The following is a 24,975-nucleotide window of genomic DNA, read 5'->3' on the forward strand; positions in this document are numbered from 1 at the left end:
AGAGGGGGATGAAGGGGCCGTGGTCAGTGCGCGTCGGCGAGTTCGGCCTGCGAGCCGGTGGCGAGCGCGATGATCGCCTCCTGCGTGATGGGCGTGTGCATGTGGCCGCCGAGTTGGCCGGCGATCTCGCCTTCGCGCATCACGAGCACGCGATCGGCGACGCCGATGATTTCCGGCAGCTCGCTCGAGATCACGATCACGCCGACGCCCGCACGGGCCAGTTCGTTGATGATCCGGTAGATCTCGGATTTCGCGCCGATGTCGACGCCGCGGGTCGGTTCGTCGAGGATCAGCACGCGTGGCTTCGTCTCGAGCAGGCGCGACAGCAGCACTTTCTGCTGGTTGCCGCCCGACAGCGCGCCGACGTTCACGTTCGCGTTCGGCACGCGGATCGACAGCGAGGCGATCGCGTCGCGCGCGCGTTCGGCGCCGCGTGCGAGATCGAGCGCGCCGAGCCGAGCGTCGCGGTTGCATACCGAGATGTTGATGTTGTCGCGCACGCTCATGTCCAGGAACAGGCCCTGGCGCTTGCGGTCTTCCGTCAGGTAGACGAGGCCGGCGTCGATCGCATCGCGTGGCGAATGCGCGCCGAACGTACGATCGCCCAGCTTCACTTCGCCGCGCGTGCGCGGCTCCGCGCCGAAGATCAGGCGCGCGAGCTCGGTGCGGCCCGCGCCGACGAGCCCGGCGATGCCGAGCACCTCGCCCGCATGCAGGTCGAGGCTGCAGCCGCGCACGCGGTCGCCGTCGGCGATGTCGCGTACCGACAGCAGCAGGTGGCCGGGGTCGTACGGCGCATGTTCCTTCTTGTAGAAGCCCGAGATGTCGCGGCCCACCATCATTGCGACGAGCCGCTCGGCCGACAGCGATTCGCGCTCGAGCGTGCCGACGTACGATCCGTCGCGCAGCACCGACACGCGGTCGGACAGTTCGTAGATCTCGGCCATCCGGTGGCTGATGTAGATGATCGCCAGACCTTCCTCGCGCAGCTGGCGGATCAGGCCGAACAGGTGCTCGGTCTCGCGCGACGACAGCGGGGTCGTCGGTTCGTCCATCACGAGGATGCGTGCGCGGGTGTGCACGGCGCGCGCGATCTCGACGAGTTGCTGCTCGGCGATCGACAGCGTGCCGACGAGCGTGTCGGGTCCGAACGGGGCGCCCAGCCGCGTGAGCACGTCCTGGCAGCCGCGCGCCATCGCCGCGCGGTCGATGGTGCCCCAGCGGCGGTTGCCGCGCCGCAGTTCGCGACCGACGTAGATGTTTTCCGCCACGGTCAGGTTCGGCGCGAGGCACAGCTCCTGGTAGATCACCGCGACGCCCGCATCGCGCGCGGCGAGCGGGCCGTCGACGTCGATGCGCTCGCCGTCGATCAGGATTTCGCCGCCGGCGTCGGCGCGGTATGCACCTGACAGGATCTTCATCAGCGTCGATTTGCCCGCGCCGTTCTCGCCCATCAGCGAGTGGATCTCGCCCGGATAGACGGTCAGGCTGACGTTGTCGAGCGCGCGCACGGCCGGGAACGTCTTGCTGATCCGGCGCATCTCGAGCAGCGGCCGGGGCGACTCAGAACGCGACATGGTTGACCTCCTGCGATTCGGTGCGGGCGCCCTTGAGAATGCCGGCCCGCGGGGAGAAGTTGAAGAACATCGGCAGCGTCGCGGCGCCGATCGCACCGGCGTCGGCGCCGAACGTGCCGCGCACGAGCGTCGGCGTGCCGCGCGCTTCCGGCGCGGTGGCGACGAGCGCCGCGCGCAGGCGGGTCGTCAGCGCATCGAGCAGGCCGGCGTCGGTATCGGCGTCGAGTACGACCACCGGCGCATCGACGACGCACAGCACTGCGCGCAATGCCGGGGCGAGTGCGTCGACGCAGTCGTCGATCCATTCGTCGACCGCCGGCAGGCCGCGCGCAATGCAGGTCTCGAGGTCGGCGCGGTTCTCGACCGTCTCGCCGTGATGACGCAGGTGGCGCACGAGCGCATGCAGCGATGCGCGGGCGAGCAGGATGTCCCATGGGCCGCGCGGCGGCGGCGCGGAGGCCAGCCGGCTCGGCGGGACAGGAATCACGGCGATGTCGCCGGCATTGCCGGTCACGCCGCGCAGGCAGTCGCCGTCGATCGCGATGCCGCCGCCTATCGCGGGACCGATGAACAGGTACACGAAGTCGTCGCACTGCCGACCGTAGCCGTAGAACAGTTCGGCGATCGCGGCCGCGTTGCCGTCGTTTTCGCCGAACACGGGCAGCGACAGCGTGCGCCCGAGGTCGCTCGCGAAGTCGACGTCTTCCCATGCGCGGAACGTGTCGGGCGCGAGGCCGAGCTCGCGCATCCAGGCGCCGAGGTTGTACGGCTGCGCGACGCCGACGCCCGTCAGGCGCGCGCGCTCATGTGCGGGAAGCAGATCCTGCATCGCATCGATGTCGTGCCGCACGATTTCGAGCACGTCCGCGGGCGGGGGGAGCAGCGTGTCGTGGGAGCGGCGGCCGAGCACGTCGCCCGCGAAATTGACGAGCGCCGTCTCGATGCGCATCCGGTCGAGATGGACGCCGATGCCGAACGCGCCGCGCGGATCGAGGCGGATCAGCGACGCCGGCTGGCCGCGCTGGCCTTCGGTGCGGCCGGCGAATGCGATCAGCTTCGCATCGGCGAGCGATGCGATGATGCTGCCGACCGCCGTGCCCGTCATGTTCGCGAGACGGGCGAGATCGGCCTTCGAGGCGCTACCCGCACGGCGCAGCGTCTTCAACAGCAGGCGCTCGTTGTAACGGCGCACGTTGGCCGAGTTGCTTCCCTGGCCGATGTGCGGGCTTCTCATGGCGTCTCCTTCCATGGGCGCGTCGGCTGCGACGCATTAAATAAATCACGTTGATTTATTTAACCGCGTGGGCGGCGGCGTGTCAGCCTAGGGAAATCCCGGTTTTGCCCCGAGGCGAGGAAGACGTAGAGGGGCGAAGCGATGCGCGTGCAGAACGGCGGGCGTGGAGCCCGCATGCGGTGCTTGTTGAGAGATCGGTGCAAGCCGCGTTGCAGCTGGATCGGCAAGCGCGCGCAGTGATTCCGGAGCCGGAAATGAAAAAAGGCCGGCATAAAGCCGACCTTTTCAAGAAACAGATGGTGCCCAGGAGAGGACTCGAACCTCCACGATGTTGCCACCGCTAGGACCTGAACCTAGTGCGTCTACCAATTCCGCCACCTGGGCACGTTTCGCTTTGCTGCATCGCGAAAGACCGCAATTATAGCGTGATGAAAGGACGTGTCAACAGATTTTTGCGCGATCGGCCGGATATGTGAAAAAGCGTGCGCCTGGTTCGTCGCGTTTGAATGCGGTTGCTGGTCGATGCGGGGCGAGGAATCAACGTCGGGACGATCGAGCCGATTTCCGGAATGCACATTCACGTTTGTCGCTGGAGAAATTGTTGTCGATGGCGTTCTGTCTTGCGCGTTGCCCGCGGCTATGAGGTGCAATTGGCGGCGATCGTCCGTCCGTCGCGCGGACCGTGTGTGCGCGCCGACGAGGGCGCGTAATGACACGTGCGGCGCATGTGGGGAGAAATCGATAGTGACCCGACTATGTCTGTTACCATTGCGGTTACGTTTATTGCGGGACGGTCCGCCTCAAGGAGTGTGTCATGTCTGAAATCGCGGTGGTTTTTCATAGCGGCTACGGCCACGCAGCCGTTATTGCGGACGCCGTTGCTCGCGGCGTGGAGAAAGTCGACGGCGCGTCGGTCAAGCTGATTCCCGTCGACGCGATCGACGAACACTGGGAGTACCTGGAGCGCGATGCGAAGGCGATCATCTTTGGCTCGCCGACCTACATGGGCAGTGCGTCCGCTCAGTTCAAGGGCTTCATGGATGCATCGTCGAAGTACTGGGGCAAGTGGCGTGACAAGCTGGCGGCCGGTTTCACCGTGTCTGCTTCGCAAAGCGGCGACAAACTGTCGACGTTGCAACAACTCGCGGTCTTCGCTGCCCAGCATCAGATGCTGTGGGTCAGCCTCGGTCTGATGCCCGGCAACAACAGCAGTGCGGGTTCGGTCAACGATCTGAATCGGCTCGGGTCGTTCCTTGGTGCGATGGCGCAGGCAAATGCGGACGAGGGTGGCGACGCGATTCTCGAGAGTGACCGCAAGACGGCCGAAGTGCTGGGCGAGCGTGTCGCGATTGCTGCGAAACGCTGGAACGGCGCCTGAGGTTGGTGGCCGGGCGGGTCTCGGTGGCCGTTCGGCTGCAGGAAGGGTGATGTGCTTGTCGCGTGTCCGCCGAGTTCGCTTCGTTACTCGCGTTCCTGCGCGTGAAAAAGAAAAAGGCCGGCTAAAAGCCGGCCTTTCTAAATAAGTGGTGCCCAGGAGAGGACTCGAACCTCCACGGTGTTGCCACCGCTAGGACCTGAACCTAGTGCGTCTACCAATTCCGCCACCTGGGCACGTTTCGCTTGCTGCGATGCGAAGACCGCTATTTTAGCGTGTCTCGGCAGTCTGTCAATACAAATTGAGCGATGACGATAAAAATTTTGTACGTCGCATATCGTGGCATCACGCGCTCGGTCGTTTTCACGTCGAATCTCCAGAGCGGCGCCGTGTTCGGGCGGTCTCCGAGTGCTCGCGCAGCCATCCCGTCTGCGCCAGTCAGGTCGGACACGATCCGAGGGCGTCGGAGCTGCCGCGTTTGGGGATGATGGACCTGCCTTTCGTTGACGACACTTCCCGCGCGGTGTGCGCGAAGAGCGCATGCGCGGCCTGAGCATGTCGTGGCATGGCGCCTGGTACCAACGAGGAGGGCAATCGATAACGGACTCACTCTGCTATCGGCCGGCGGGGGGGGGGCATATGGCGCGGCCGGCACGCGTAATGTAGCGCTTGAAATGAAAAAAGGCCGGCATGAAGCCGACCTTTTCAAAAACAGATGGTGCCCAGGAGAGGACTCGAACCTCCACGATGTTGCCACCGCTAGGACCTGAACCTAGTGCGTCTACCAATTCCGCCACCTGGGCACGTTTTGCAGTAGTTGCTTGCTGCAAAGAAGCGAAATTATAGCGCCCCAATTTATCGTGTCAACACTTTTTTGCAATGCACCGCAAACCGGCCGCTGCGGCGCCTGCACGCGCCATTCGCGTCATTTGGCAACACAGGCGGGTGATAGAATGATCCGCCGCCGTCACTATAGAACTGTCTGACGGACACTTCTATGTTGATGCCGTGCACCATCAGTCAACGCAACGAGAACAATCATCGACAAACCCTTGAGCAAATATCCGTACCCCATTCCGAGCCGTGAAGAAATTCTCGGCGTGCTGCGTACGAGCGACGCGCCGCTGGCAGCCAACGACATCGCCGAAGCGTTGTCGATCAAGCGCCAGGAGCGCGAAGGGTTCTTCCGGCGTGTCGCCGCGATGGAACGCGACGGTCAGATCCGCCTCGACAAGCGCGGCCACTACCAACTCACCCACCCGTCGAACTTCGTCGCTGGCCGCGTGCAGGGGCATCGCGACGGCTACGGGTTCGTGATCCGCGACGACGGCCAGGACGACCTGTTCTTGCCGAACGGCGAAATGCAGAAGGTCATGCACAACGACCGCGTGCTTGCGCGGATCGTCGGCTACGATCGCCGCGGCCGCCCGGAAGGCCATGTCGTCGAAGTCACCGAGCGCGCGAACAAGCGCGTGATCGGCCGCCTGCTCAACGAGAACGGCGCGTTGATCGTGGCTCCCGAAGACAAGCGCATCGGCCACGACATCCTGATCACGCAGAACGTGAAGAAGGCGAAGGTCGGGCAGGTCGTCGTCGTCGAGCTGACCGACTTCCCGAGTCGCCATTCGCAACCGCTCGGCCGCGTCGTCGAAGTGCTCGGCGACATCGACGATCCGGGCATGGAAATCGAGATCGCGGTGCGCAAGTACGGCGTGCCGCACGAATTCAGCCAGCCGGCGCTCGATGAAGCCGCCGCGCTGCCCGACAAGGTGCGGCCGGCCGACCTGCGCTTCCGCGTCGATCTGCGCGACGTGCCGCTCGTGACGATCGACGGCGAGGATGCCCGCGATTTCGACGACGCCGTTTACTGCGAGCCGACCAAGGTCGGTCGCGGCGACGGCTTCCGCCTGATCGTCGCGATCGCCGACGTGTCGCACTACGTGCAGCCGGGCAACGGCCTCGATGCCGACGCACTGGAGCGCAGTACGTCGGTCTATTTCCCGCGCCGCGTGATCCCGATGCTGCCGGAGAAGCTGTCGAACGGGCTGTGCTCGCTGAATCCGCAGGTCGACCGCTGCGTGCTCGCGTGCGACATGGTGATTACCGCGCGCGGCGAGATCAAGGCTTACCAGTTCTATCCGGCCGTGATCCATTCGGCCGCGCGCCTGACGTACACCGAAGTCGCCGCCGTGTTGTCGAACACGAAGGGGCCGGAGGCGGCGCGCCGCGCGGATCTCCTGCCGCACCTGCAGGATCTGTACGGCGTCTACAAGTCGCTGTTCGCCGCACGCCAGAAGCGCGGCGCGATCGATTTCGACACGACCGAGACGTACATCGTCTGCAACTCGCAGGGCAAGATCGAGCAGATCGTGCCGCGCCAGCGCAACGATGCGCACAAGCTGATCGAGGAGTGCATGCTGGCCGCGAACGTCTGCGCGGCCGACCTCCTGAAGCGCAACAAGCATCCGGGGCTGTACCGCGTGCACGCGGGCCCGACGCCGGAGAAGCTCGAGAACCTGCGCGCGTTCCTGCGCGGCATGGGTCTGTCGCTCGGCGGCGGCGACAAGCCGCACGCGAGCGACTACGCGGCGCTGATGGCACAGATCCGCGACCGGCCCGACGCGCAGATGCTGCAGCCGATGCTGCTGCGCTCGATGCAGCAGGCCGTCTACAGTCCGGACAACATCGGTCACTTCGGTCTCGCGTATGAAGCGTACGCGCACTTCACGAGCCCGATCCGCCGCTATCCCGATCTGCTCACGCACCGCGCGATCTACTCGATCCTGTCGGGCAAGAAATACGTGCCGAAGGCGCCGGAAGGCTTCGAGCTGAACACCGCGCTGTCGCCGCGCGCCCGCGCGATGCAGCAGGCCGACGACGAAGCACGCGGCCGTTCGCGCTCGAACACGGCGATCTGGGAGGAACTCGGCCTGCACTGCTCGGCGAACGAGCGCCGCGCGGACGAAGCGTCGCGCGACGTCGAGGCCTGGCTCAAGTGCTACTTCATGCGCGACAAGCTCGGCGAGGAGTACGGCGGGATGGTGAACGGCGTCACGTCGTTCGGCATCTTCGTGCAGCTCGATACGCTGTTCATCGAAGGGCTCGTGCACGTCACGGAACTCGGCTCGGACTACTTCCAGTACGACGAGATCAAGAACGAGCTGCGCGGTGAGCGCACCGGCATCCGCTATCGGCTGTCCGATCGCGTGCGCGTGCAGGTGAGCCGCGTCGATCTCGACGCGCGCAAGATCGACTTCCGCCTCGTGCGCGACACGCCGGTGAAGGCGCCGCGTCCGGCACCGGCGCCGGCTGCCACAGGCAACGGTAACGGAAACGATCGCGGCCCGCGCGTGCGATCGTTGCCGCCGGTGGAAGAGGCCGCGCCGCGTCGCAAGAAGGCAGCGAGCGCGCCGACCGCCGCGGTGAAGGAGGCGCGTGCCGCGCGTGCCGCGAAGAAGAAGGGCGGCGTGGCGGCGAAGACGGCCGCGAAGAAGACGCACGCCCGCAAGAAGTATTGAGCGTTCGGGGCAGCGCACATGCGCGCGCCCTTGCAGTATCGAGAGACGCCGCGTTCTCCCGGTCACCGGCCGGTAACGCGGCGCTTTCCTTTTCCATGGATCGCGGCTGCGCCCATCGCGCGGCCGCACGTTTGATCGAAGGTTGTTCCAGTCATGTCACGTCTGAAGGTTCTTTACGGTTTTCATGCGGTGACCGCACGTTTGCGGCACGATGCGTCGACGGTTGCGGAGGTGCTGTACGACCAGACGCGCCGCGACCGCCGCATGCAGGACTTCCTGCACGCCGCGAAGGAAGCGGGCGTGCGGCTGATCGCAGCCGATGAAACCCGCCTGTGGGGCCTCGCGCATACCGAGCGCCACCAGGGCGTCGTCGCGCGTGTCGAGGACGTTCCGCTTGCGCAGAACCTGTCCGAACTGCTCGATGGCATCCAGGGCCCGGCGCTGCTGCTGGTGCTCGACGGCGTCACCGATCCGCACAACCTCGGCGCATGCCTGCGTGTCGCCGATTCGGCCGGCGCGCATGCGGTGATCGCCCCGCGTGACCGCGCGGTCGGCCTGAACGCGACCGCGGCGAAGGTCGCGAGCGGCGCGGCCGACACGGTGCCGTACATCACGGTCACGAACCTCGCCCGCGCGCTGCGCGAGTTGAAGGAGGCCGGCGTGTGGATCATCGGCACGTCGGACGAGGCGCCGGGGACGCTGTACGACACGAAGCTCGACGGCCCCGTCGCAATCGTCATGGGCGCGGAAGGCGAAGGCATGCGCCGGCTCACGCGCGACACCTGCGACGAAGTGATGAGCATCCCGATGGCCGGCAGCGTCGAAAGCCTGAACGTGTCGGTCGCGAGCGGCGTGTGCCTGTACGAAGCGGTGCGACAGCGGCGCGTGAAGGGCTGATACGCGGGCTGACGCACGCGGCCTCGCGCGACGCGCGGGCCGTCACGACCCGAACGACGCGTGCCGCGACCATGCGCGGCACGCGGCTCCCGGAACTCGGACCATGATCCTGTTTCGCCTCGGCGCATCGTGCGCCATCCTCGGCCTGCTGGCTGCCTGCACATCGCCGTCGCTGGTCGAGCGCGGCACCTACTACGCCGATACGAGCCTGCATGCGCGCGGTGCCGATTCACGGATCCGCTTTCTCGTCATGCATTACACCGAAAGCGACGAAGCGAAATCGCTGCGCACGCTGACGGGCGATTCGGTCAGCGTGCACTATGTCGTGCCACCGCAGCCGCGCATCGAACACGGGATGCCGGTCGTCTACCAGCTCGTTCCCGAATCGAAGCGCGCATGGCATGCGGGCATCAGCGCATGGCAGGGCGCGACCGAGCTCAACGCCGCGTCGATCGGCATCGAGAACGTGAACCGCGGCCCGCTGGATCCGCAAAACCGCACGTGGCAGCCATATCCGCCCGAACAGGTCGATGCGCTGATCCGCCTGTCGAAAGACATCGTCGCTCGCTACGGAATCCCGCCGACGCGCGTGGTCGGGCACAGCGACATCGCGCCACAACGCAAGATCGATCCGGGGCCGCTGTTTCCGTGGCGCGCGCTGGCTCAAGCCGGCGTCGGTGCCTGGCCGGACGATGCGACCGTGGCCGCGCGGCTAGGCGGCCGCGATCCGCACTCGCTCGTCGACGTGCGGGAATTGCAGCTGAAGCTCGCACGCTACGGCTATGACGTGCCGACCGACGGCGTGCTCGACGAGCGCACGCGACGCGTATTCGCCGCGTTTCAGATGCATTTCCGGCCATCCGACTATGCGGGCAACCCGGATGCTGGGACCGATGCGGTCGCGCAGGCGCTGCTCGACAAGTATTTCCCCGCCACGCCGCCAGCGGAGGACGCAGCCGCAACGGGCGCGCCCTGACGATCGATCGGCGCGCCAGGCGCTGCAACACGCGCCGAAAAAGCCCGGGTCGTCATCCGAGTCCGGTAAACTGCCGGTTTTCCGCAATCCCGCTGTATTACCACCCCATGACTCAAGACGAACTCAAACGCCTGGTCGGCCAGGCAGCTGCCGATTATGTGATCCAGAACGTGCCGGAAGGCGCCGTGATCGGCGTCGGCACCGGCTCGACCGCCAACTGCTTCATCGACGCGCTCGCGGCCGTCAAATCGCGTTACCGCGGCGCCGTGTCGAGCTCCATCGCGACGACCGAACGCCTCAAATCCCACGGCATCAAGGTGTTCGACCTGAACGAGGTCGAATCGCTGCAGGTGTACGTCGACGGTGCCGACGAGATCGACGCGAGCGGCGCGATGATCAAGGGCGGCGGCGGTGCGCTGACGCGCGAGAAGATCGTCGCGTCGGTGGCCGATACGTTCGTCTGCATCGCCGATGGCAGCAAGCGCGTGCCGGTGCTCGGCGCATTCCCGCTGCCGATCGAGGTCGTGCCGATGGCGCGCACGGCGATCGGCCGGCGCGTGACCGCGCTGGGCGGCGTGCCGGTGCTGCGCGTGACGAAGGATGGCGCGCCTTACATCACCGACAACGGCAATGAAATCATCGACGTGAAGGGGCTGCAGATTGCCGATCCGCGTGGTTTCGAAGCGCAGGTGAACGCATGGCCGGGCGTCGTGACGGTCGGCCTGTTCGCCGAGCGCGGCGCGAATCTTTGCCTGCTCGGCACGGCAAACGGCGTTGAAACGATCGTTTATCCCGATTAATAAAAACTGAATGAGAAGCAGTCCGTAATGGCGTCAGGATGCCGTAATGGATTGCATGCTCAAATGCGACGGAAAGCCCGGCCCGGCAAGCGCAGCGCGCTTTCCGGGCTTTTTTTGAAGCCTTATAAATCACCACGTCAAAAAGAGGGATAACCCTGTCAGGTGTTTACCAGATAGCGAAATATCCCCGAACTCATCAACTTATAGATCATAAGAACAGTCGTAACCAGGGCCGGCGGAACTGCGGAGCAGGTGTTCGCAAATCGACGCACGGGGAGGTGTCATGGAGCAGGGCAAAGACCGGTCACTGGTCGCCAAAGTGATGGATGGGCTTGTCGCGGGTATCGTCGAGGACAAGTACGGCGGCATTTTGCCGCCGCAGGACGTGCTGTCGAAAGAGTTCGACGTGAGTCGCACGGTGATGCGCGAAGCATTGTCGATGTTGCTTGCGCGCGACATGCTCGACGTGCGTCCGAAAGTCGGTACGCGCGTTCGACCGATGCGCGACTGGCGCATGATCGACGAAGACGTGGTGAGCTGGCGGTTCCGCGCGAAGCCGGACCCGCAGTTCATGCGTGACGTCATCGAATTCCGGATGCTGATCGAACCGCGCGCGACCGCGCAGGCGGCCGTCCGTGCGACGGCGGTCGACATCGCGGGCATCCGCGAGGCGTTCGAAGCGTTCAAGGTGCTGCACCCGGGCGACCCCGGATACGACACGGCGGATGAACTGCTGCACACGCGGATCGTTCAGGCGAGCGGCAACCAGTTTTTCCAGCAGATGGCGGCCATCGTGCGCGGTGCGGTTCGTCTCGTGAATCCGCGCGTCGCGCAGAAGGACGGCGCACACGACGTCGCGGTGAAGGCGCATGCGCGCGTCGTCGATGCGATCGAACGCCGCGATCCGCGCGAAGCCGAAGCGGCGTCGCTTGCGCTGATCGATTTCAGCGCCGACGAGATTTCGCGCGATTTCTCCGTCGACGTGCCCGTGCGCGCCTGAATCTGCAAGCTTCGCTTATCCGTGCGCCGGCGAGCCGTTTATCATGACGGCCGGCCGGCAGCGTGCCGGCCACCGTCATACGACCGACACGGAAGATCCGGATGAACGACCTCGACAACCGCCCGGTGCGCTTCGGCATCGTCGGCGCAGGCAGCATCGCACGCCGATTCGCGCAAAGCCTCGCTCACGTGCCGGGTGCCACGCTTGCCGGCGTATGGGCACGCCGCGCCGACGCGGCAATTGCCTTCTGCGACAGCTGCGGCGGCACGCCGGCCGCCAGTCTCGACGCGCTCCTCGCGAGCGACATCGACGCGGTTTATATCGCGACTCTCCACGACAGTCACGCGCTCTACGCGCAAGCGGCGCTCGCCGCGGGCAAGGCCGTGCTGTGCGAAAAACCCGCGACGCTGAACGCGACGCAACTCGATGCCGTCCTGGCTGCGGCGCGCACGGCCGGTCGGCTCTTCATGGAAGCGATGAAGCCGCCGTTCTTTCCGCTGTATCGTCGGTTGCGCGCGCACCTGAACGACGACCCGATCGGCGAGATCCGGCTCGTGCGCGCGGGCTGCGCGTCGTCGTCGGTGCCGGGCGATCATTCCGTCTACCGACTCGACCGCGCTGGCGGCGCGCTGCTCGACATCGGGATCTACGAAGCATTTCTCGCGGTCGACTGGCTAGGCGAGGCAGTCGACGTGCAGACGCTCGGCCGCATCGGCGCGACGGGCGTCGACGTGTTCGCGAGCTTGAACAGCCGTCACGCGAATGGCGGCATCGCACAGCTCTTTTGCGGGCTCGACGTGATGGGGCGCGGCGATGCGCTGATTGCCGCCGCAGGCGGGCACGTGACGATTCACGAGAAGTGGTGGAACCCGGCGCGGGCCACGATCCGCTATGCGGACGGGCGCACCGTGGAGCTCGATGCACCGGTCGAAGGCGGCGGCCTGAACTACGAGACCGCGCATTTCTGCGAGCTGTTGCGCGCGGGCGAACTCGAGAGCCCGATCATGACGCACGGCCACTCGCGCCGGATGATCGCGATGACCGACGCCGCACGCGCGGCGCTCGGCGTGCGCTATTCGGGCGAGTAGGCGGGAAGGAAGGGAAGGCGGGCGCCGGGCGCGCAACCGCGGCCCGGCGGCAGAGGTGCCGCGCTCAGTGGCGCGCGGGCAGCGACAGGCGCTTTTCGTACCAGCGCTGGACCCATTCGAGGATCTGGCACAGCACCCAGTAGACAGCGGCGGCGGCCAGGTAAAGCGGCAGCGGCTGGTAGGTCGCCGCGATCACTTCCTGCGCGCTGCGCAGCAGTTCGGTCACGGTGATCACCGACACGAGCGACGTGTCCTTGATCAGGCTGATCAGGCTGTTCGACAGGCTCGGCACCGCGATGCGCAGTGCCTGCGGGCCGATCACGTAGCGCAGCGTCTGCCCCCACGACAGCCCGAGGCTGTATGCGGCCAGCCATTGGCCGCGCGCGATTCCGTTGATCGCGCCGCGCATGCTTTCGGACATGTAGGCGGCGACGTTCGCGGACAGCGCGATCACGCCGGCGGGCGTCGGGTCGAGCGAGATGCCGAGGCTCGGCAACCCGTAATAGATGACGAAGATCTGCACGAGCAGCGGCGTGCCGCGCATCAGGCTCACGTACGCGCGCGCGAGCCACGCGAGTGCGTTGACCCAGACGCGTTCGAAGCCTTCGAGCGTCTCGCTTTGCCGGATGCCCATCATCGCGAGCACGACGGCGCCGAGCAGGCCGAATACCATCGACAGCACGGCGAACTTGACGGTCAGCACGGCACCCTGGGCGAGCACCGGCAGCGATTGGACGAGCAGGGACGTTGTCGACATGGAATACGAAGCGAAGGCGTGCGCGAAAGCGCAATCATAAACCGGACCGATAAAACAAAGGGCGGCATCGTTTCGGATGCCGCCCTTTCCGGCCCGCCGTCAGGCGGGAAACAGAGGCGTGCTTACTTGATCGGCTTCGTCACGTCGACGCCGAACCACTTGTCCGAGATCTTCGTGAACGTGCCGTCGGCTTCGAGTTGCGCCATCGCGTCGTCGATCGCCTTCTGGAACTTCGGGTTGCCCTTCTTGAACGGGATGCCCGACGGGTTCGCCGAGCCGACGTTCGCGCCCGGGCGCAACGGCAGTTGCGAGTTCTTCGTCAGGTACGCGAGCATCAGGCGGTCGTTGAGCGCCGCGTCGAGACGGCCGGCCGCGAGGTCACGCAGGTACTCGGGCGCGCCCGGGTAGGTCTTCACGTCGATGCCGGGCACCGACTTCGCCATGTCCATGTAGTTCGTGCCGAGCGCGACGCCGAGCTTCTTGCCCTTCAGGTCGTCGAGCGACTTGAACTGGCGCGTGTCGTCCTTGCGCTGGATCAACTGCGCGGACGAGTACGTGTACGCGGGCGAGAAGTCGAGCGTTTCCTTGCGCTTGTCGGTGATGCCGACCTGGTTGGCGATCACATCGAACTTGCCGGCCTGCAGGCCGGCGATGATGCCGCTCCATTCGGTCGTGACGAACTCGGCCTTCACGCCGAGCTTCGCGGCGACGGCCTTCGCGATGTCGACGTCGAAGCCGACGAGTTCGCCTTGCGGGTTCTTCGAGTTGAACGGCGGGAACGTGCCTTCGAGGCCGACGCGCAGCGTGCCGCGTTCTTTCACCTGGTCGAGAAGGTCGGCCGCATGTGCGGTGGCGGCGGCGAACGACGTACCGATCAGGCCGGCGACCAGCAGCTTCTTCAGCAGCGAAATTTTCATCGTGTGAGCTTCCTTGCCCCGGCGGGGCGCTTGATTCCGAATGTGACGTCGATCATAGCAAAAATGCAATCGACTTCTATATATCGTTTGTTTATGACTATATTACGCGGTGCGTTCGCGTGCGATCGCCTTCACGCATTCGGCGACGAGTGCGGGGCCCCGGTAGATGAAGCCCGTGTACAGCTGGACGAGCGATGCGCCGGCCGCGAGCTTCGCGCGTGCATCCTCGCCCGAGAAGATGCCGCCGACGCCGATGATCGGCACCGCGCTGCCGACTTCGGCATGCAGCTTGCGGATCACTTCGTTGGACGCGTCGAACACCGGGCGGCCCGACAGGCCGCCGGCCTCTTCCGCATGCGGCAGGCCCTGCACGGCTGCGCGCGACAGCGTCGTGTTGGTCGCGATGACCGCTTCGATCTTGTGGCGCAGCAGCGTGTCGGCGATTTCCTTGACCTGCTCGTCGTCGAGGTCGGGCGCAATCTTCAGCGCGAGCGGCACGAGCTTGCCGTGCAGGTCGGCGAGCCGCTGCTGCTTGTCCTTCAATGCGGCGAGCAGTGCGTCGAGCTCGCCCGCGCCCTGCAGCTGGCGAAGGTTCTTCGTGTTCGGCGACGAAATGTTGATCGTCACGTAGCTCGCGAACGGATACACGCGCTCGAGGCAGTAGAGATAGTCTTCCGCCGCGCGTTCGATCGGCGTGTCGGCATTCTTGCCGATGTTCAGGCCGAGGATGCCGCGATAGCGGGCCGCCTGGACGTTCTTCACGAACTGGTCGACGCCGTGGTTGTTGAAACCCATCCGGTTGATCAGCGCTTCCGCCTGCGGCAGACGGAACATCCGCGGGCGCGGGTTGCCCGGCTGCGGGCGCGGCGTGACCGTGCCGACTTCGATGAAACCGAAGCCGAGCGCCGCGAGGCCGTCGATGGCCGCGCCGTCCTTGTCGAGGCCGGCGGCAAGGCCGACCGGATTGCGGAACGTGAGCCCCATCACTGTGCGCGGCGCATCGGGCACGCGGGCCGACAGCGCGCAGGCGAGGCCCGTGCGGCCGGCGGCGCCGAGCGCGCGCAGCGTGAGGTGGTGAGCGTCTTCCGCATCCATTTTGAACAGGGATGCGCGGGCCAGCGGATAGAGGGAACTGAACACGGGAATTGGGCGGACGGCCGGAAAGAATGACAACCCGCTATTTTACCGGGAGTTGCGCGGCAAGGGCGGGCTTCGCTTCGTAGCGGTCCGCGGTGACGGTTGCCGCACCGCGCGTCGCCGTTTCATGACCGGGACGAACGCTCGCCGCTCGCGGGCACCCGCGCCCGTGACGTTCACGTCAGTTCGACCCGGAATGTCCGCCCGGCAGCGGCGCGCGAGCGAGCGCCGCATCGACCGGCGGCAGGTCGATCCGATCCGGATCGAGTACTTTCCAGCGACCGTCGAGCAACCCTTCGAGCGGATGGAAGTTTGCCTTGTAGGCCATTTTCGGGCTCTCGCGGATCCAGTAGCCGAGATACACGTACGGCAGGCCGAGGCTCTTCGCCTGCTCGATCTGCCACAGGATGTTGTACGTGCCGTAGCTCGTGTGCGGGTCGTCCGGCTCGAAGAACGTGTAGACCGACGACAGTCCGTCGCCGAGGATGTCGATCATGCTGACCATGCGCAGCTTGCCGGGTTCGCCGCCCGGCGCGTCGAGATCGCGGAACTCGACGAGGCGCGAATTGATCCGGCTTTGCAGCAGGAACTGCTCGTACTGGTCGCGGCTGTCGCGATCCATGCCGCCGCCCGCGTGGCGTGCCGACTGGTAGCGCATGTAGAGTGCGTAGTGCTCCTCGTCGTAGTGCAGCGGCGAGACCGTCGCGACGAGCGCGCGGTGTCGCTTCCACATCCGGCGTTGCGTGCGCGACGGTGTGAACGCGCCGACCGGCACGCGCACCGGCACGCAGGCGCGGCAGCCGTCGCAGTATGGACGATAGGTGAACACGCCGGAGCGCCGGAAGCCGGCCTTCACGAGTTCGGTATAGATGTCGGAATTGATCAGGTGGCTGGGCGTCGCGACTTGCGAGCGCGCGACGCGGCCGTCCAGATAGCTGCACGGATAGGGCGCCGTTGCATAGAATTGCAGCGCCGAAAGCGGTGAAAGCGGCAGCTCAGTCGGGTGAGTCATGGGCAGCTCTCGATGCAGGGAGGGAGTGCCGCGCTAGCGCTCGGTCCCGGAGGGGGCAGCCGGCCCTGCGGAGCCCGTCAGCGCGGCGAGCACGCGCTTGTCGAACTGCCACGGAATCGGCGGTTCGGCTACCGCGCGGCGCACGTGAGCGACAAAGGCCTTGCGTGCGATCTCGCGGCCGCCGAGCGACGCTAGATGCGACGTATTCTGCTGGCAGTCTATCATCTCCAGCCCCTGCTCGCGAAGATGGGCGACGAGCGCCGCCAGTGCGATCTTCGACGCATCGGTGGCATCCGCGTACATCGATTCGCCGAAGAACATCCGTCCGAACGCGACGCCGTAGAGGCCGCCGACGCGGCGTCCGTCGTGCCATGTCTCAATGCTGTGCGCGTTGCCGGAACGATAGAGCGATGTATACGCGTCGATGATTTCGGCAGTGATCCAGGTGCCGCGTTGCCCGCGACGCGGCGCCTGCGCGCACGCGCGCATCACGCCCGGAAAGTCGTGGTCGACGCGCACTTCCCACGCGGGGTCGCGCAGCACACGGCGGAGCGTCTTGCGCAGCGACGGGGACACCTTGAATTCGGCTGGCACGAGGACCATCCGCGGGTCGGGACTCCACCACAGCACGGGTTGACCGTCCGAATACCACGGGAAGATGCCGCGCAGGTAGGCCTCGATCAGGCGCGACGGCAGCAGGTCGGCGCTCGCGGCGAGCAGCCCCGGCGCGCCGGTCGCCGGACCGAGCGCGCGTTCGACGGGCGGAAACGGATCGTCCGGGCCGAGCCAGGGGACCATGGGCGGGCTCAGCCGTTGCGCAGCGAGCGGAAGATATCGCCGGTATGAACGCCGTAGTCGCCGGCGGCGCGATCGGCGAAGAAGAAGCGCAGCGTCTGGCTGACGGTCGGGAACGCGATTTCGTCCCACGGAATGTCGGCTTCATCGAACAGCTTGACTTCGAGGCTTTCCTCGCCGGCTTCGTAAACCGGATCGGTGAGCCGCGCCAGATAGAACAGGTGGACCTGATGCACGTGCGGCACGTTGAGCAACGTGAACAGGTTCTGCACCTCGACGCGTGCGCCGGCTTCCTCGAGCGTTTCGCGCGCCGCGGCCTCGGCCGTCGTTTCGCCCATCTCCATGAAGCCCGCCGGCAGCGTCCAGAAACCGTAGCGCGGTTCGATCGCGCGCCGGCACAGCAGCACCTGATCGCCCCAGACCGGCACCGTGCCGACCACGTTACGCGGATTCTGGTAGTGGATCGTGCCGCAGTGATCGCAGACGAAGCGCTCACGGTTGTCGCCCTGAGGAATGCGCGCGATGACTTCGTGACCGCAGACGGAGCAGAATTTCATGTCGAGTGGAAGGGACGAGGTGATGCGAGTGTATCACCGGGGCAGGGCATTCTCGAACGCGAGCGCATGCGCGTGGCGTGCGGCGCGATGCGTGACGTGCGATGCGCGGAATCGGGCGCCGAAAAACAAAAAGCCCGGCGTTGAGCCGGGCTTTTTGCATGAATCGGGACGTTGGTTGCGGGGGTAGGATTTGAACCTACGACCTTCGGGTTATGAGCCCGACGAGCTGCCAGACTGCTCCACCCCGCGTCCGTCGAAGAATTGAATTATATGGACTAACCCGAATGCTTGCAAGCACTTTCTGACAATCCCGTTGCAATCGCCCGCAGGGCGCTTGCAGGGCCGGCTTGGCAGGCGCGTGCGCTAGAATCGAGCGGTTTGCTCGTGTCGTTCATTCCTGCAGCGGAGTCGTGCGCGAATTGCGTCGGTGCCGTTGCAGCACTCACTACTGCATCGACGGATTCATGGACATCGCTCACGATCTGCAATCGATCGGCGCGCAGGAAAAGGCGCTCGTGTTTCCCCATTTCGACCCGGCTCGCGCCTGGGCGCTCGGCAACCGGATGCATGCGCTCGCGACGTCTCGTGGCCACGCAATCGCGATCGACATCGTCACGTTCGGCCAGCCGCTGTTCTATGCGGCGCTGGCCGGCGCGACGCCCGACAACGCCGACTGGGTGCGCCGCAAGCGCAACGTCGTCGCGCATTTCCGCCGCAGCTCGTATGCGATCGGCCTGCGCATGCAGCAGGCCGGCGCCACGCTCGCCGACAAGCACGGACTGCCGATCTCCGAATATTCGCCGCACGGCGGCGCGTTTCCGCTGACCGTTGCGGGGGCCGGCGTGATCGGCTCGATTACCGCGTCGGGGCTGCCGCAGCGCGCGGATCACGAGTTCGTCGTCGAAGCGCTGTGCGCCGAGCTCGGGCAGGACTATGCCGTGCTGGCGCTTGCAAGGAGCTGAGCGATGCAGCTTCCCGGTTACGCATGGCTCGCGATCGCGATCGTCGCGGAAGTGGTCGGCACGTCCGCGCTGCGCGCGGCGGACGGTTTCACGCGCTTCTGGCCGTCGGCGCTCGTCGTGGCCGGTTACGGCATCGCGTTCTACTGTCTGTCCCTCACGTTGCGCACGATGCCCGTCGGCATCATCTATGCCGTGTGGTCGGGTGCCGGCATCGTGCTGATCACGCTCGTCGCGATGCTGCTCTATCGCCAGGTGCCGGACCTGCCGGCCGTGATCGGCCTCGGGCTGATCATCTCGGGCGTCGTGGTGCTGAACCTGTTCTCGAAGATGCAGGCGCACTGAACGTGCGCCCGCGATACGCCGGATGGCTCACATGACCGATTCCACTTCCGCTTCCGCGGAATCCGCCCAGCCCGACGTCCGCGCGTATGTCGCGAACCGCATCGGCTATCTCGAACTGAACCGGCCGAAGGCACTGAATGCGCTGTCGGTCGGGATGATCCGGCTGATGCAGCAGGCGCTCGACGCGTGGCGCGACGACGCCGACGTGGTCGCCGTCGTCGTGCACAGCCCGCATCCTCGCGCATTCTGCGCGGGCGGCGACGTGCGCTTCTTCCACGACGCGTGGCAGCGCGGCGACCGCGATGCGGTCGATACGTTCTTCATCGAGGAATACACGCTCAACCATACGATCTTCACCTATCCGAAACCGTACATTGCACTGATGCACGGCGTCGTGATGGGCGGCGGCATGGGCATTTCGCAGGCGGCACGGCATACGGGCGGCCTGCGCGTGGTCACCGACTCGACGAAGATGGCGATGCCCGAAACGCGCATCGGCCTGTTCCCCGATGTCGGCATGAGCTGGTTTCTCGCACGCGCGCCGGGCGCGATCGGCCGCTATCTCGCGGTGACCGGCGCGACGCTCGACGCAGCCGACGCACTCTATGCGCAGCTTGCCGACGCGTACCTGCCGGATGCCGCGCTGCCCGCGCTGTTCGATACGCTGCGCCGCGCGCGCATCGACAGCGGCGCGCAGGCCGTCGCATGCGTGGCCGAAGCGGCCGCGTCGCACAAGGTCGTGCCGACGCCCGAGACGTCGGTGCTGGCCGACGCGCGCGCCGGGATCGACCGGCATTTCGCGCAAGCCGATATCGGCGCGATCCTCGCATCGCTCGACGCCGAGCAGGATTGCGCCGCAGTCGACGGCTGGGTCGAGAAGGCGACCCATGCGATGCGCACTCAGCTGTCGCCGCTGTCGATGGCTGTGTCGCTCGAAGTCGTTGAGCGGGCGCGCGGTGCGACGATGGCGGATTGCCTGCGGCGAGACCTCGACCTCACGCGTTCGACGTTCGCGCACGGCGACGTAATCGAAGGCGTGCGCGCGCTGATCGTCGACAAGGACCATCGGCCGGCCTGGCGCTTCAAGTCGATCGCCGATATCGACCATGCCGACGTGCTCGCGATGTTCGACAGCCCGTGGACAGCTGACACGCATCCGCTGCGCAATCTGAAGGACTGACGCGTCGCGGTATCGACGGGAAAAGCAAAAAGGCCGCCTGCATCGTGTGCAGGCGGCCTTTTCATTCGAGGACGCTGATGCGGCCCGGCGGCAGTGGGCAGGGGCCTTGCCGCAGAGCGTGCGTTATTCGTCCCCGGCGTCGTCGGACATGAACGCGCGCATGAACACGAGTGCGCCGAAGCCCCAGACCGCGTTCGCCGCGAAACCGGAGGCGAGCACGGGCATCATGTTGCCCGACGGCCAGATCCCGCGCAGCGGGTCGATCGCGAACACGCGAGCAGCCGTCAGCACGATACCGCCGAACACCAGCGCGCCGATCCACGGCGCCTCACGATCCGGCGCCACGCGCAGCAGCCACGCCATCGGTATCGCGCAGCATGCGCTGATCAATGCATTCGCAACGAATTCAGGAATGCCGAGCGGCGCGAACGGTTGCGTGGAGAACCCGGCGGCGGCGATCAGGTCTGCCGTATGCAGGAGCGCGAGCGTCGCTTCGCGAAAGAAGAGGGCGGCCAGGAAGCCGGACAGCAACGGCAGGATGACTTTCTGCATCGATGGGTGCATTGCAGGCGCGGCCAGCGGGGGCCGGCCGCGCGAAGTTATTCGGATAAGTGCGTCATTATAGGGCCCGGCCGACACGATATTCGCTGGAGCGTCGTGCTAATCACGAAAGCGGAAAACCTAAGCTCAAAAAAATCGTTCCAAAGCCCTGCAGCGATCCCTAGACTGATTTCCCAGAAACAGCCGTGCAATCGCGTACTCGCCCGCGGCACGGCGTGACCGGCGAGCCATCCCGATTCGAACGCACATCATGCATGCGTCGCACGTTCGCGACGCGAGCAGGGCCTCGTTTTATCCAGATTCCGGCAAGAACAGTCAAGCAGGAGCAGCAGATGAATGTTTTCTGGTTTATTCCCACGCACGGCGACAGCCGTTACCTCGGCACCGCGGAAGGCGCGCGCGCCGCGGATTACGATTATTTCAAGCAGATCGCCGTCGCGGCCGACACGCTCGGCTATGAAGGCGTGCTGCTGCCCACCGGCCGTTCCTGCGAGGATGCGTGGGTCGTCGCGTCGAGCCTGATTCCGGCGACGCAGCGCCTGAAGTTCCTCGTCGCCGTGCGTCCCGGCATCGCATCGCCCGGCCTCGCGGCGCGGATGGCCGCGACGTTCGACCGTCTGTCGGGCGGCCGTCTGCTGATCAACGTCGTGACGGGTGGCGACGCCGCCGAGCTCGAAGGCGACGGACTGTTCGCCGATCACGATACGCGCTATGAAATCACCGACGACTTCCTGAACATCTGGCGCGGACTGCTGTCCGCATCGCACGACAACGGCGGGTTCGACTACATCGGCAAGCACCTTCAGTCGAAGGGAGGCAAGGCGCTGTATCCGCCAGTGCAGCGCCCGCATCCGCCGTTGTGGTTCGGCGGATCGTCGCCGGCCGCGCACGCGATCGCCGCCGATCACATCGACACCTATCTGACCTGGGGCGAGCCGCCCGAGGCCGTCGCGAAGAAGATTGCCGATATTCGCGCGCGCGCCGAGGCGCGCGGCCGCAAGATCAGGTTCGGCATTCGCATGCACGTGATCGTGCGCGAGACCGAGGACGAAGCGTGGCGCGATGCCGAGCGCCTGATCAGCCGCCTCGACGACGAGACGATCGCTCGGGCGCAGAAGGCATTCGCGAACATGGATTCGGAAGGCCAGCGCCGGATGGCCGCGCTGCACGGCGGCAAGCGCGGCGGCCGCGAGGCCCTCGAGGTGTATCCCAACTTGTGGGCCGGTGTCGGTCTCGTCCGCGGCGGTGCGGGAACCGCGCTCGTCGGCAATCCCGAGCAGGTCGCCGAACGCATGCGCGAATACGCGGACCTCGGCATCGAGACGTTCATCCTCTCCGGCTATCCGCACCTCGAGGAGTCGTACCGCTTTGCCGAGCTCGTGTTCCCGCTGATCAAGGACAAGCGTGCGGCGCGGCCATCCGGTCCGCTGTCGGGGCCGTTCGGCGAGATCGTCGGCAACAGCTACCTGCCGAAGGCGAGCCAGAGCTGAACGAAGGAGGCCTGAGATGACAACGAAAACGTCGACGACGGGCGCGGCCGTGGCCGCGCGCGCCTGGGGCGGCATCGCGCCGTGGCTCGTGCCGCTCGCGCTGCTGGTTGCATGGGAGGTCGGCGCGCGCGTCGGCTGGCTGTCGACCCGCGTGCTGCCCGAGCCGGTGGCGGTCGTGCGTGCCGCGTGGTCGCTCGTGACGTCGGGCGAGATGTGGGCGAACGTGAAGGTCAGCACCTGGCGCGCGCTGTTCGGATTCGCGATCGGCGGCGGTGTCGGTCTGGCGCTCGGGCTCGCGACCGGCCTGTCGAAAGCGGCGGAGGTCGCGCTCGATTCGACGATCCAGATGATCCGCAACATCCCCGCGCTCGCGATGATTCCGCTCGTGATCCTGTGGTTCGGCATCGACGAGAAGGCGAAGCTGTTCCTCGTCGCGCTCGGCGTGTTCTTTCCGGTCTACATCAACACGTATCACGGGATCCGCTCGGTCGACGCGAATCTGATCGAGATGGCGAAGAGTTACGGCGTGCGCGGCTTCGCGCTGTATCGCGACGTGATTCTGCCTGGCGCATTGCCGTCGATTCTCGTCGGCGTGCGCTTCGCGCTCGGGTTGATGTGGGTGATGCTGATCGTCGCGGAAACAATCTCCGCGCAATCGGGCATCGGGTACATGACGATGAACGCGCGCGAATTCCTGCAAACCGATGTGGTGGTGGTCGGCATCCTGCTGTATGCAGTGCTCGGCAAGCTGGCCGACGTGCTGGCGAAATGGATCGAGCGCGTGACGCTGCGCTGGCACCCCGCTTATCAATCTGGAGCAAAGGCATGAATGCGACGACTTCGGCGGCCGCCTACGGCCCGCTTGCCGGCGCAGACCTCGAGGCCGAACTGGCACAGGCGCGCGTGACGGACGACGACGCACGCAATGCGGCGATCGTCGACCGGGACGGCGGTGCATCCGTCGTTCCGCTGGCACGGCGGCGCGTGGGCAGCCCGGCACAGGACGACGCGGTGACGCTGTCGGGTGTCAGCAAGCGCTTCGGCGCGCGCACCGTGCTCGACAACGTCGAACTCGGCATCGCGCGCGGCAGCTTCGTCGCGATCGTTGGCCGCAGCGGTTGCGGGAAATCAACGCTGCTGCGTCTCGTCGCCGGACTCGACGCGCCGAGCAGCGGTGCGCTCGTGACACGCGGCGAGGGCGGCGGCACGCTCGACACGCGGATCATGTACCAGGATGCGCGATTGCTGCCGTGGAAGACCGTGCTGCAGAACGTGATGCTGGGCCTCGGTCGAGGGGCACGCGATCAGGCACGCGCGGTGCTCGACGAGGTCGGGCTCCTCGAGCGCGCGAACGACTGGCCCGCGCAGTTGTCGGGCGGCCAGCGGCAGCGCGTCGCGCTCGCCCGCGCGCTCGTGCACCGACCGCAACTGCTGCTGCTCGACGAGCCGCTCGGCGCGCTCGACGCGCTGACCCGTATCGAGATGCATGCGCTGATCGAGCGTTTGTGGCGCGAGCACCGGTTCACCGCGCTGCTCGTCACGCACGACGTGCAGGAAGCCGTCGCCCTCGGCGACCGGATCCTGTTGATCGAGCAGGGGCGCGTCGCCCTCGATCAGCCGGTGCCGCTTGATCGGCCGCGCGCACGCGCGTCCGCCGCGTTCGCGGCGCTCGAGGATCGCGTACTGCAACGCGTGCTCGCCGGCGGGCCGGGTGCGGCCGAGCAGGGCGCGGCACATGAGGTCGATTACGTACGACCGGTCGGGCAGATTCGCTGGGCCGTTTAAATCCGGGCGGCGCCGGCCGCCCGCTCTCAGACTTTTTTTCTTCGGAGCGAGCAACTCGATGAGTATCACTGCAATCAACGTGCGTAATCAGTTCAAGGGCAAGGTGAGGGAGATCATTCGCGGGCCCGTCGTGTCCGAGGTCGACGTCGAGACGCCGTTCGGCATCGTCACGTCGGTGATCACGACGCGCTCGGTCGACGAACTTGAGCTGAAGGTGGGCGCGGAAGTCGTCGCGCTCGTGAAATCCACCGAAGTGTCGATCGCGCGCCTCTGAGCGTGTTTCCGATGCCGGGCGCCGCGGACGGGCCATCCGGTCATCCGTCGCGTCCGGTATTTTGATCGCGCGTTTGCCTCGGTATTCGGCGTCCGGACGAAGTGCTAGGATGGAACGACACCGACGCCGGAGGCCAACGCATGACCCCCATCCTTTCTCCCGAAGCCATCGAGGCGCTGAAGTGGATCGACCAGTTCGGCGACACCCGGCCGGTCCCCGCCGCGTTCGACGACGTCGTCTATGCGTTGCTGAACGAAGGGCTGATCTATCAGGCGGCGGCCGACCGTGTCGACCTGACCGCCGATGGCAAATCCGTTTTGTCTAACGAATACGATTGAGCGCACGGCGCCGGCCGCCGAGGCGGCCCGGCGTTGCGTCGCCACGGAGCGAGCGATGGAACCGAGAGGCAGCGATCTCGGCGATTTCAGCGAGCCGTACCGCGGCTACGAGATCGAAGTGAAGACCGAGCAGGTGTGGGACGGCGAGCATGCGCACTACCGCGTGCTGCAGGGCGCGGCCGTGCGGATCGACTGGCGGCTCGTGAAAGTCGACGGGATGCTGCTGACCGAGCGGCGCGTGATCGAGCGCGTACTCGAGGAGGCACGGCGGGCCGTCGACGCCGAACTGAAAAAGGGCGGGCCGGTCTAGTCAGGCGGCCGGGCCGGCCTGGTCGCGTTGCGGTAAAATGTCGGGTTGTTTCCTGCGCCGCTTGCTGCCCCCGAATTCCATGTCCGCACCGTC

General features: G+C 66.1%; 25 protein-coding genes and 4 tRNA genes. 16 read left to right on the top strand and 13 right to left on the bottom strand.

Annotation, left to right across the window (positions count from 1 at the left end):
• Positions 1 to 23: 23 nt before the first annotated feature.
• The 3 genes from WI26_RS07045 to WI26_RS07055 all read right to left on the bottom strand — a co-directional run bounded on the left by WI26_RS07045 (position 24) and on the right by WI26_RS07055 (position 3,195).
• Positions 24 to 1,577 (bottom strand): sugar ABC transporter ATP-binding protein, encoded by a 1,554-nt coding sequence (locus WI26_RS07045; protein WP_059467605.1) that lies wholly within the window; start codon positions 1,575 to 1,577, stop codon positions 24 to 26.
• Positions 1,564 to 2,811, bottom strand: coding sequence for an ROK family protein (locus WI26_RS07050; protein ID WP_069226366.1), 1,248 nt, complete (start codon positions 2,809 to 2,811; stop codon positions 1,564 to 1,566). Before WI26_RS07050 ends, WI26_RS07045 begins: the two co-directional genes overlap by 14 nt.
• A gap of 297 nt (positions 2,812 to 3,108) precedes the next feature.
• Positions 3,109 to 3,195: transfer RNA gene (locus tag WI26_RS07055), tRNA-Leu, on the bottom strand.
• 430 nt (positions 3,196 to 3,625) lie between these two features.
• Between WI26_RS07055 and WI26_RS07060 the strand changes: the two genes are divergently transcribed.
• A complete protein-coding gene (locus tag WI26_RS07060) occupies positions 3,626 to 4,189 on the top strand; it encodes a flavodoxin family protein (protein WP_059467604.1) in 564 nt (187 codons plus the stop codon).
• A gap of 146 nt (positions 4,190 to 4,335) precedes the next feature.
• On the opposite strand, the gene WI26_RS07065 is transcribed toward WI26_RS07060, so the two are convergent.
• Both WI26_RS07065 and WI26_RS07070 read right to left on the bottom strand, forming a co-directional pair.
• Positions 4,336 to 4,422 (bottom strand) — tRNA-Leu (locus WI26_RS07065).
• A gap of 480 nt (positions 4,423 to 4,902) precedes the next feature.
• A tRNA-Leu gene (locus WI26_RS07070) sits at positions 4,903 to 4,989 on the bottom strand.
• Between the two features lie 249 nt (positions 4,990 to 5,238).
• Between WI26_RS07070 and rnr the strand changes: the two genes are divergently transcribed.
• From rnr to WI26_RS07100, 6 genes are all read left to right on the top strand, one after another.
• Complete coding sequence (gene rnr, locus WI26_RS07075) at positions 5,239 to 7,704, top strand: ribonuclease R (RefSeq protein ID WP_069225562.1); 2,466 nt, start codon at positions 5,239 to 5,241, stop codon at positions 7,702 to 7,704.
• A 153-nt stretch (positions 7,705 to 7,857) separates the two neighbouring features.
• Positions 7,858 to 8,601, top strand: coding sequence for a 23S rRNA (guanosine(2251)-2'-O)-methyltransferase RlmB (gene rlmB / locus WI26_RS07080; protein WP_059467602.1), 744 nt, complete (start codon positions 7,858 to 7,860; stop codon positions 8,599 to 8,601).
• Positions 8,602 to 8,704: 103 nt separating this feature from the next.
• Positions 8,705 to 9,577 carry an N-acetylmuramoyl-L-alanine amidase gene (locus WI26_RS07085; protein ID WP_069225563.1) on the top strand — a complete coding sequence of 291 codons (873 nt, stop codon included), beginning with the start codon at positions 8,705 to 8,707 and terminating at the stop codon, positions 9,575 to 9,577.
• A 107-nt stretch (positions 9,578 to 9,684) separates the two neighbouring features.
• The gene (rpiA, locus tag WI26_RS07090) at positions 9,685 to 10,377 is read left to right on the top strand and encodes a ribose-5-phosphate isomerase RpiA (RefSeq protein WP_059467600.1); all 693 of its coding nucleotides are present in this window, start codon (positions 9,685 to 9,687) and stop codon (positions 10,375 to 10,377) included.
• Between the two features lie 283 nt (positions 10,378 to 10,660).
• A complete protein-coding gene (locus WI26_RS07095; protein WP_059467599.1) occupies positions 10,661 to 11,377 on the top strand; it encodes a FadR/GntR family transcriptional regulator in 717 nt (238 codons plus the stop codon).
• Positions 11,378 to 11,478: 101 nt separating this feature from the next.
• The gene (locus WI26_RS07100) at positions 11,479 to 12,465 is read left to right on the top strand and encodes a Gfo/Idh/MocA family protein (RefSeq protein ID WP_069225564.1); all 987 of its coding nucleotides are present in this window, start codon (positions 11,479 to 11,481) and stop codon (positions 12,463 to 12,465) included.
• Positions 12,466 to 12,529: 64 nt separating this feature from the next.
• Here WI26_RS07100 and WI26_RS07105 read toward each other — a convergent pair whose 3' ends face one another.
• The 7 genes from WI26_RS07105 to WI26_RS07135 form a co-directional block, all read right to left on the bottom strand.
• Positions 12,530 to 13,222: an amino acid ABC transporter permease gene (locus WI26_RS07105; RefSeq protein ID WP_069225565.1), complete on the bottom strand. Its 693-nt coding sequence runs from the start codon at positions 13,220 to 13,222 to the stop codon at positions 12,530 to 12,532.
• 122 nt (positions 13,223 to 13,344) lie between these two features.
• Positions 13,345 to 14,139 (bottom strand): cystine ABC transporter substrate-binding protein, encoded by a 795-nt coding sequence (locus WI26_RS07110; RefSeq protein ID WP_060325577.1) that lies wholly within the window; start codon positions 14,137 to 14,139, stop codon positions 13,345 to 13,347.
• A 102-nt stretch (positions 14,140 to 14,241) separates the two neighbouring features.
• Positions 14,242 to 15,279: a quinone-dependent dihydroorotate dehydrogenase gene (locus WI26_RS07115; protein ID WP_059467595.1), complete on the bottom strand. Its 1,038-nt coding sequence runs from the start codon at positions 15,277 to 15,279 to the stop codon at positions 14,242 to 14,244.
• Positions 15,280 to 15,457: 178 nt separating this feature from the next.
• Positions 15,458 to 16,288, bottom strand: a complete 831-nt coding sequence (locus WI26_RS07120) for an arginyltransferase (protein ID WP_069225566.1) — start codon at positions 16,286 to 16,288, stop codon at positions 15,458 to 15,460.
• A gap of 33 nt (positions 16,289 to 16,321) precedes the next feature.
• A complete protein-coding gene (gene aat / locus WI26_RS07125; protein ID WP_059467593.1) occupies positions 16,322 to 17,086 on the bottom strand; it encodes a leucyl/phenylalanyl-tRNA--protein transferase in 765 nt (254 codons plus the stop codon).
• An 8-nt stretch (positions 17,087 to 17,094) separates the two neighbouring features.
• Complete coding sequence (locus WI26_RS07130) at positions 17,095 to 17,640, bottom strand: NUDIX hydrolase (RefSeq protein ID WP_059467592.1); 546 nt, start codon at positions 17,638 to 17,640, stop codon at positions 17,095 to 17,097.
• 172 nt (positions 17,641 to 17,812) lie between these two features.
• Positions 17,813 to 17,889: transfer RNA gene (locus WI26_RS07135), tRNA-Met, on the bottom strand.
• Positions 17,890 to 18,104: 215 nt separating this feature from the next.
• Between WI26_RS07135 and WI26_RS07140 the strand changes: the two genes are divergently transcribed.
• From WI26_RS07140 to WI26_RS07150, 3 genes are read left to right on the top strand one after another with little or no spacing between them, the layout of a single operon-like run.
• Positions 18,105 to 18,602 carry a heme-degrading domain-containing protein gene (locus tag WI26_RS07140; RefSeq protein ID WP_069225567.1) on the top strand — a complete coding sequence of 166 codons (498 nt, stop codon included), beginning with the start codon at positions 18,105 to 18,107 and terminating at the stop codon, positions 18,600 to 18,602.
• Between the two features lie 3 nt (positions 18,603 to 18,605).
• Entirely contained in the window at positions 18,606 to 18,944 is a 339-nt protein-coding gene (locus tag WI26_RS07145) for a DMT family transporter (protein ID WP_034186989.1), read from the top strand.
• 31 nt (positions 18,945 to 18,975) lie between these two features.
• Positions 18,976 to 20,124, top strand: a complete 1,149-nt coding sequence (locus tag WI26_RS07150) for an enoyl-CoA hydratase/isomerase family protein (protein ID WP_069225568.1) — start codon at positions 18,976 to 18,978, stop codon at positions 20,122 to 20,124.
• Between the two features lie 123 nt (positions 20,125 to 20,247).
• On the opposite strand, the gene WI26_RS07155 is transcribed toward WI26_RS07150, so the two are convergent.
• Positions 20,248 to 20,676 carry a hypothetical protein gene (locus WI26_RS07155; protein ID WP_059467776.1) on the bottom strand — a complete coding sequence of 143 codons (429 nt, stop codon included), beginning with the start codon at positions 20,674 to 20,676 and terminating at the stop codon, positions 20,248 to 20,250.
• 341 nt (positions 20,677 to 21,017) lie between these two features.
• Here WI26_RS07155 and ssuD point away from each other — a divergent pair, with 341 nt between their 5' ends.
• The 6 genes from ssuD (at position 21,018) to WI26_RS07185 (ending at position 24,882) form a co-directional block, all read left to right on the top strand.
• Positions 21,018 to 22,175 carry an FMNH2-dependent alkanesulfonate monooxygenase gene (ssuD, locus tag WI26_RS07160; RefSeq protein WP_060189863.1) on the top strand — a complete coding sequence of 386 codons (1,158 nt, stop codon included), beginning with the start codon at positions 21,018 to 21,020 and terminating at the stop codon, positions 22,173 to 22,175.
• Positions 22,176 to 22,191: 16 nt separating this feature from the next.
• Positions 22,192 to 23,004 (top strand): aliphatic sulfonate ABC transporter permease SsuC, encoded by an 813-nt coding sequence (gene ssuC, locus WI26_RS07165; protein ID WP_069225569.1) that lies wholly within the window; start codon positions 22,192 to 22,194, stop codon positions 23,002 to 23,004.
• Positions 23,001 to 23,960 carry an ATP-binding cassette domain-containing protein gene (locus tag WI26_RS07170; protein WP_069225570.1) on the top strand — a complete coding sequence of 320 codons (960 nt, stop codon included), beginning with the start codon at positions 23,001 to 23,003 and terminating at the stop codon, positions 23,958 to 23,960. The genes ssuC and WI26_RS07170 overlap by 4 nt, the downstream gene beginning before the upstream one ends.
• A gap of 58 nt (positions 23,961 to 24,018) precedes the next feature.
• Positions 24,019 to 24,234 (top strand): TOBE domain-containing protein, encoded by a 216-nt coding sequence (locus WI26_RS07175; RefSeq protein ID WP_069225571.1) that lies wholly within the window; start codon positions 24,019 to 24,021, stop codon positions 24,232 to 24,234.
• 140 nt (positions 24,235 to 24,374) lie between these two features.
• Positions 24,375 to 24,572: a hypothetical protein gene (locus WI26_RS07180; protein WP_059467585.1), complete on the top strand. Its 198-nt coding sequence runs from the start codon at positions 24,375 to 24,377 to the stop codon at positions 24,570 to 24,572.
• A 55-nt stretch (positions 24,573 to 24,627) separates the two neighbouring features.
• Positions 24,628 to 24,882: a hypothetical protein gene (locus WI26_RS07185; RefSeq protein ID WP_069225572.1), complete on the top strand. Its 255-nt coding sequence runs from the start codon at positions 24,628 to 24,630 to the stop codon at positions 24,880 to 24,882.
• Positions 24,883 to 24,975: the final 93 nt, after the last annotated feature.

Origin of the sequence: Burkholderia diffusa, assembly GCF_001718315.1 — a bacterium.
Classification (GTDB): domain Bacteria; phylum Pseudomonadota; class Gammaproteobacteria; order Burkholderiales; family Burkholderiaceae; genus Burkholderia; species Burkholderia diffusa_B.

Coding starts and splice junctions, on each gene's coding strand:
- WI26_RS07045 (WP_059467605.1), bottom strand. CDS start 1,577: ATGTCGCGTTCTGAGTCGCCCCGGCCGCTGCTCGAGATGCGCCGGATC.
- WI26_RS07130 (WP_059467592.1), bottom strand. CDS start 17,640: ATGAAATTCTGCTCCGTCTGCGGTCACGAAGTCATCGCGCGCATTCCT.
- WI26_RS07050 (WP_069226366.1), bottom strand. CDS start 2,811: ATGAGAAGCCCGCACATCGGCCAGGGAAGCAACTCGGCCAACGTGCGC.
- WI26_RS07180 (WP_059467585.1), top strand. CDS start 24,375: ATGACCCCCATCCTTTCTCCCGAAGCCATCGAGGCGCTGAAGTGGATC.
- aat (WP_059467593.1), bottom strand. CDS start 17,086: ATGGTCCCCTGGCTCGGCCCGGACGATCCGTTTCCGCCCGTCGAACGC.
- WI26_RS07155 (WP_059467776.1), bottom strand. CDS start 20,676: ATGCAGAAAGTCATCCTGCCGTTGCTGTCCGGCTTCCTGGCCGCCCTC.
- WI26_RS07140 (WP_069225567.1), top strand. CDS start 18,105: ATGGACATCGCTCACGATCTGCAATCGATCGGCGCGCAGGAAAAGGCG.
- WI26_RS07085 (WP_069225563.1), top strand. CDS start 8,705: ATGATCCTGTTTCGCCTCGGCGCATCGTGCGCCATCCTCGGCCTGCTG.
- WI26_RS07095 (WP_059467599.1), top strand. CDS start 10,661: ATGGAGCAGGGCAAAGACCGGTCACTGGTCGCCAAAGTGATGGATGGG.
- rlmB (WP_059467602.1), top strand. CDS start 7,858: ATGTCACGTCTGAAGGTTCTTTACGGTTTTCATGCGGTGACCGCACGT.
- ssuC (WP_069225569.1), top strand. CDS start 22,192: ATGACAACGAAAACGTCGACGACGGGCGCGGCCGTGGCCGCGCGCGCC.
- WI26_RS07170 (WP_069225570.1), top strand. CDS start 23,001: ATGAATGCGACGACTTCGGCGGCCGCCTACGGCCCGCTTGCCGGCGCA.
- WI26_RS07105 (WP_069225565.1), bottom strand. CDS start 13,222: ATGTCGACAACGTCCCTGCTCGTCCAATCGCTGCCGGTGCTCGCCCAG.
- WI26_RS07060 (WP_059467604.1), top strand. CDS start 3,626: ATGTCTGAAATCGCGGTGGTTTTTCATAGCGGCTACGGCCACGCAGCC.
- ssuD (WP_060189863.1), top strand. CDS start 21,018: ATGAATGTTTTCTGGTTTATTCCCACGCACGGCGACAGCCGTTACCTC.
- WI26_RS07150 (WP_069225568.1), top strand. CDS start 18,976: ATGACCGATTCCACTTCCGCTTCCGCGGAATCCGCCCAGCCCGACGTC.
- WI26_RS07100 (WP_069225564.1), top strand. CDS start 11,479: ATGAACGACCTCGACAACCGCCCGGTGCGCTTCGGCATCGTCGGCGCA.
- WI26_RS07175 (WP_069225571.1), top strand. CDS start 24,019: ATGAGTATCACTGCAATCAACGTGCGTAATCAGTTCAAGGGCAAGGTG.
- WI26_RS07185 (WP_069225572.1), top strand. CDS start 24,628: ATGGAACCGAGAGGCAGCGATCTCGGCGATTTCAGCGAGCCGTACCGC.
- WI26_RS07110 (WP_060325577.1), bottom strand. CDS start 14,139: ATGAAAATTTCGCTGCTGAAGAAGCTGCTGGTCGCCGGCCTGATCGGT.
- WI26_RS07120 (WP_069225566.1), bottom strand. CDS start 16,288: ATGACTCACCCGACTGAGCTGCCGCTTTCACCGCTTTCGGCGCTGCAA.
- WI26_RS07145 (WP_034186989.1), top strand. CDS start 18,606: ATGCAGCTTCCCGGTTACGCATGGCTCGCGATCGCGATCGTCGCGGAA.
- rpiA (WP_059467600.1), top strand. CDS start 9,685: ATGACTCAAGACGAACTCAAACGCCTGGTCGGCCAGGCAGCTGCCGAT.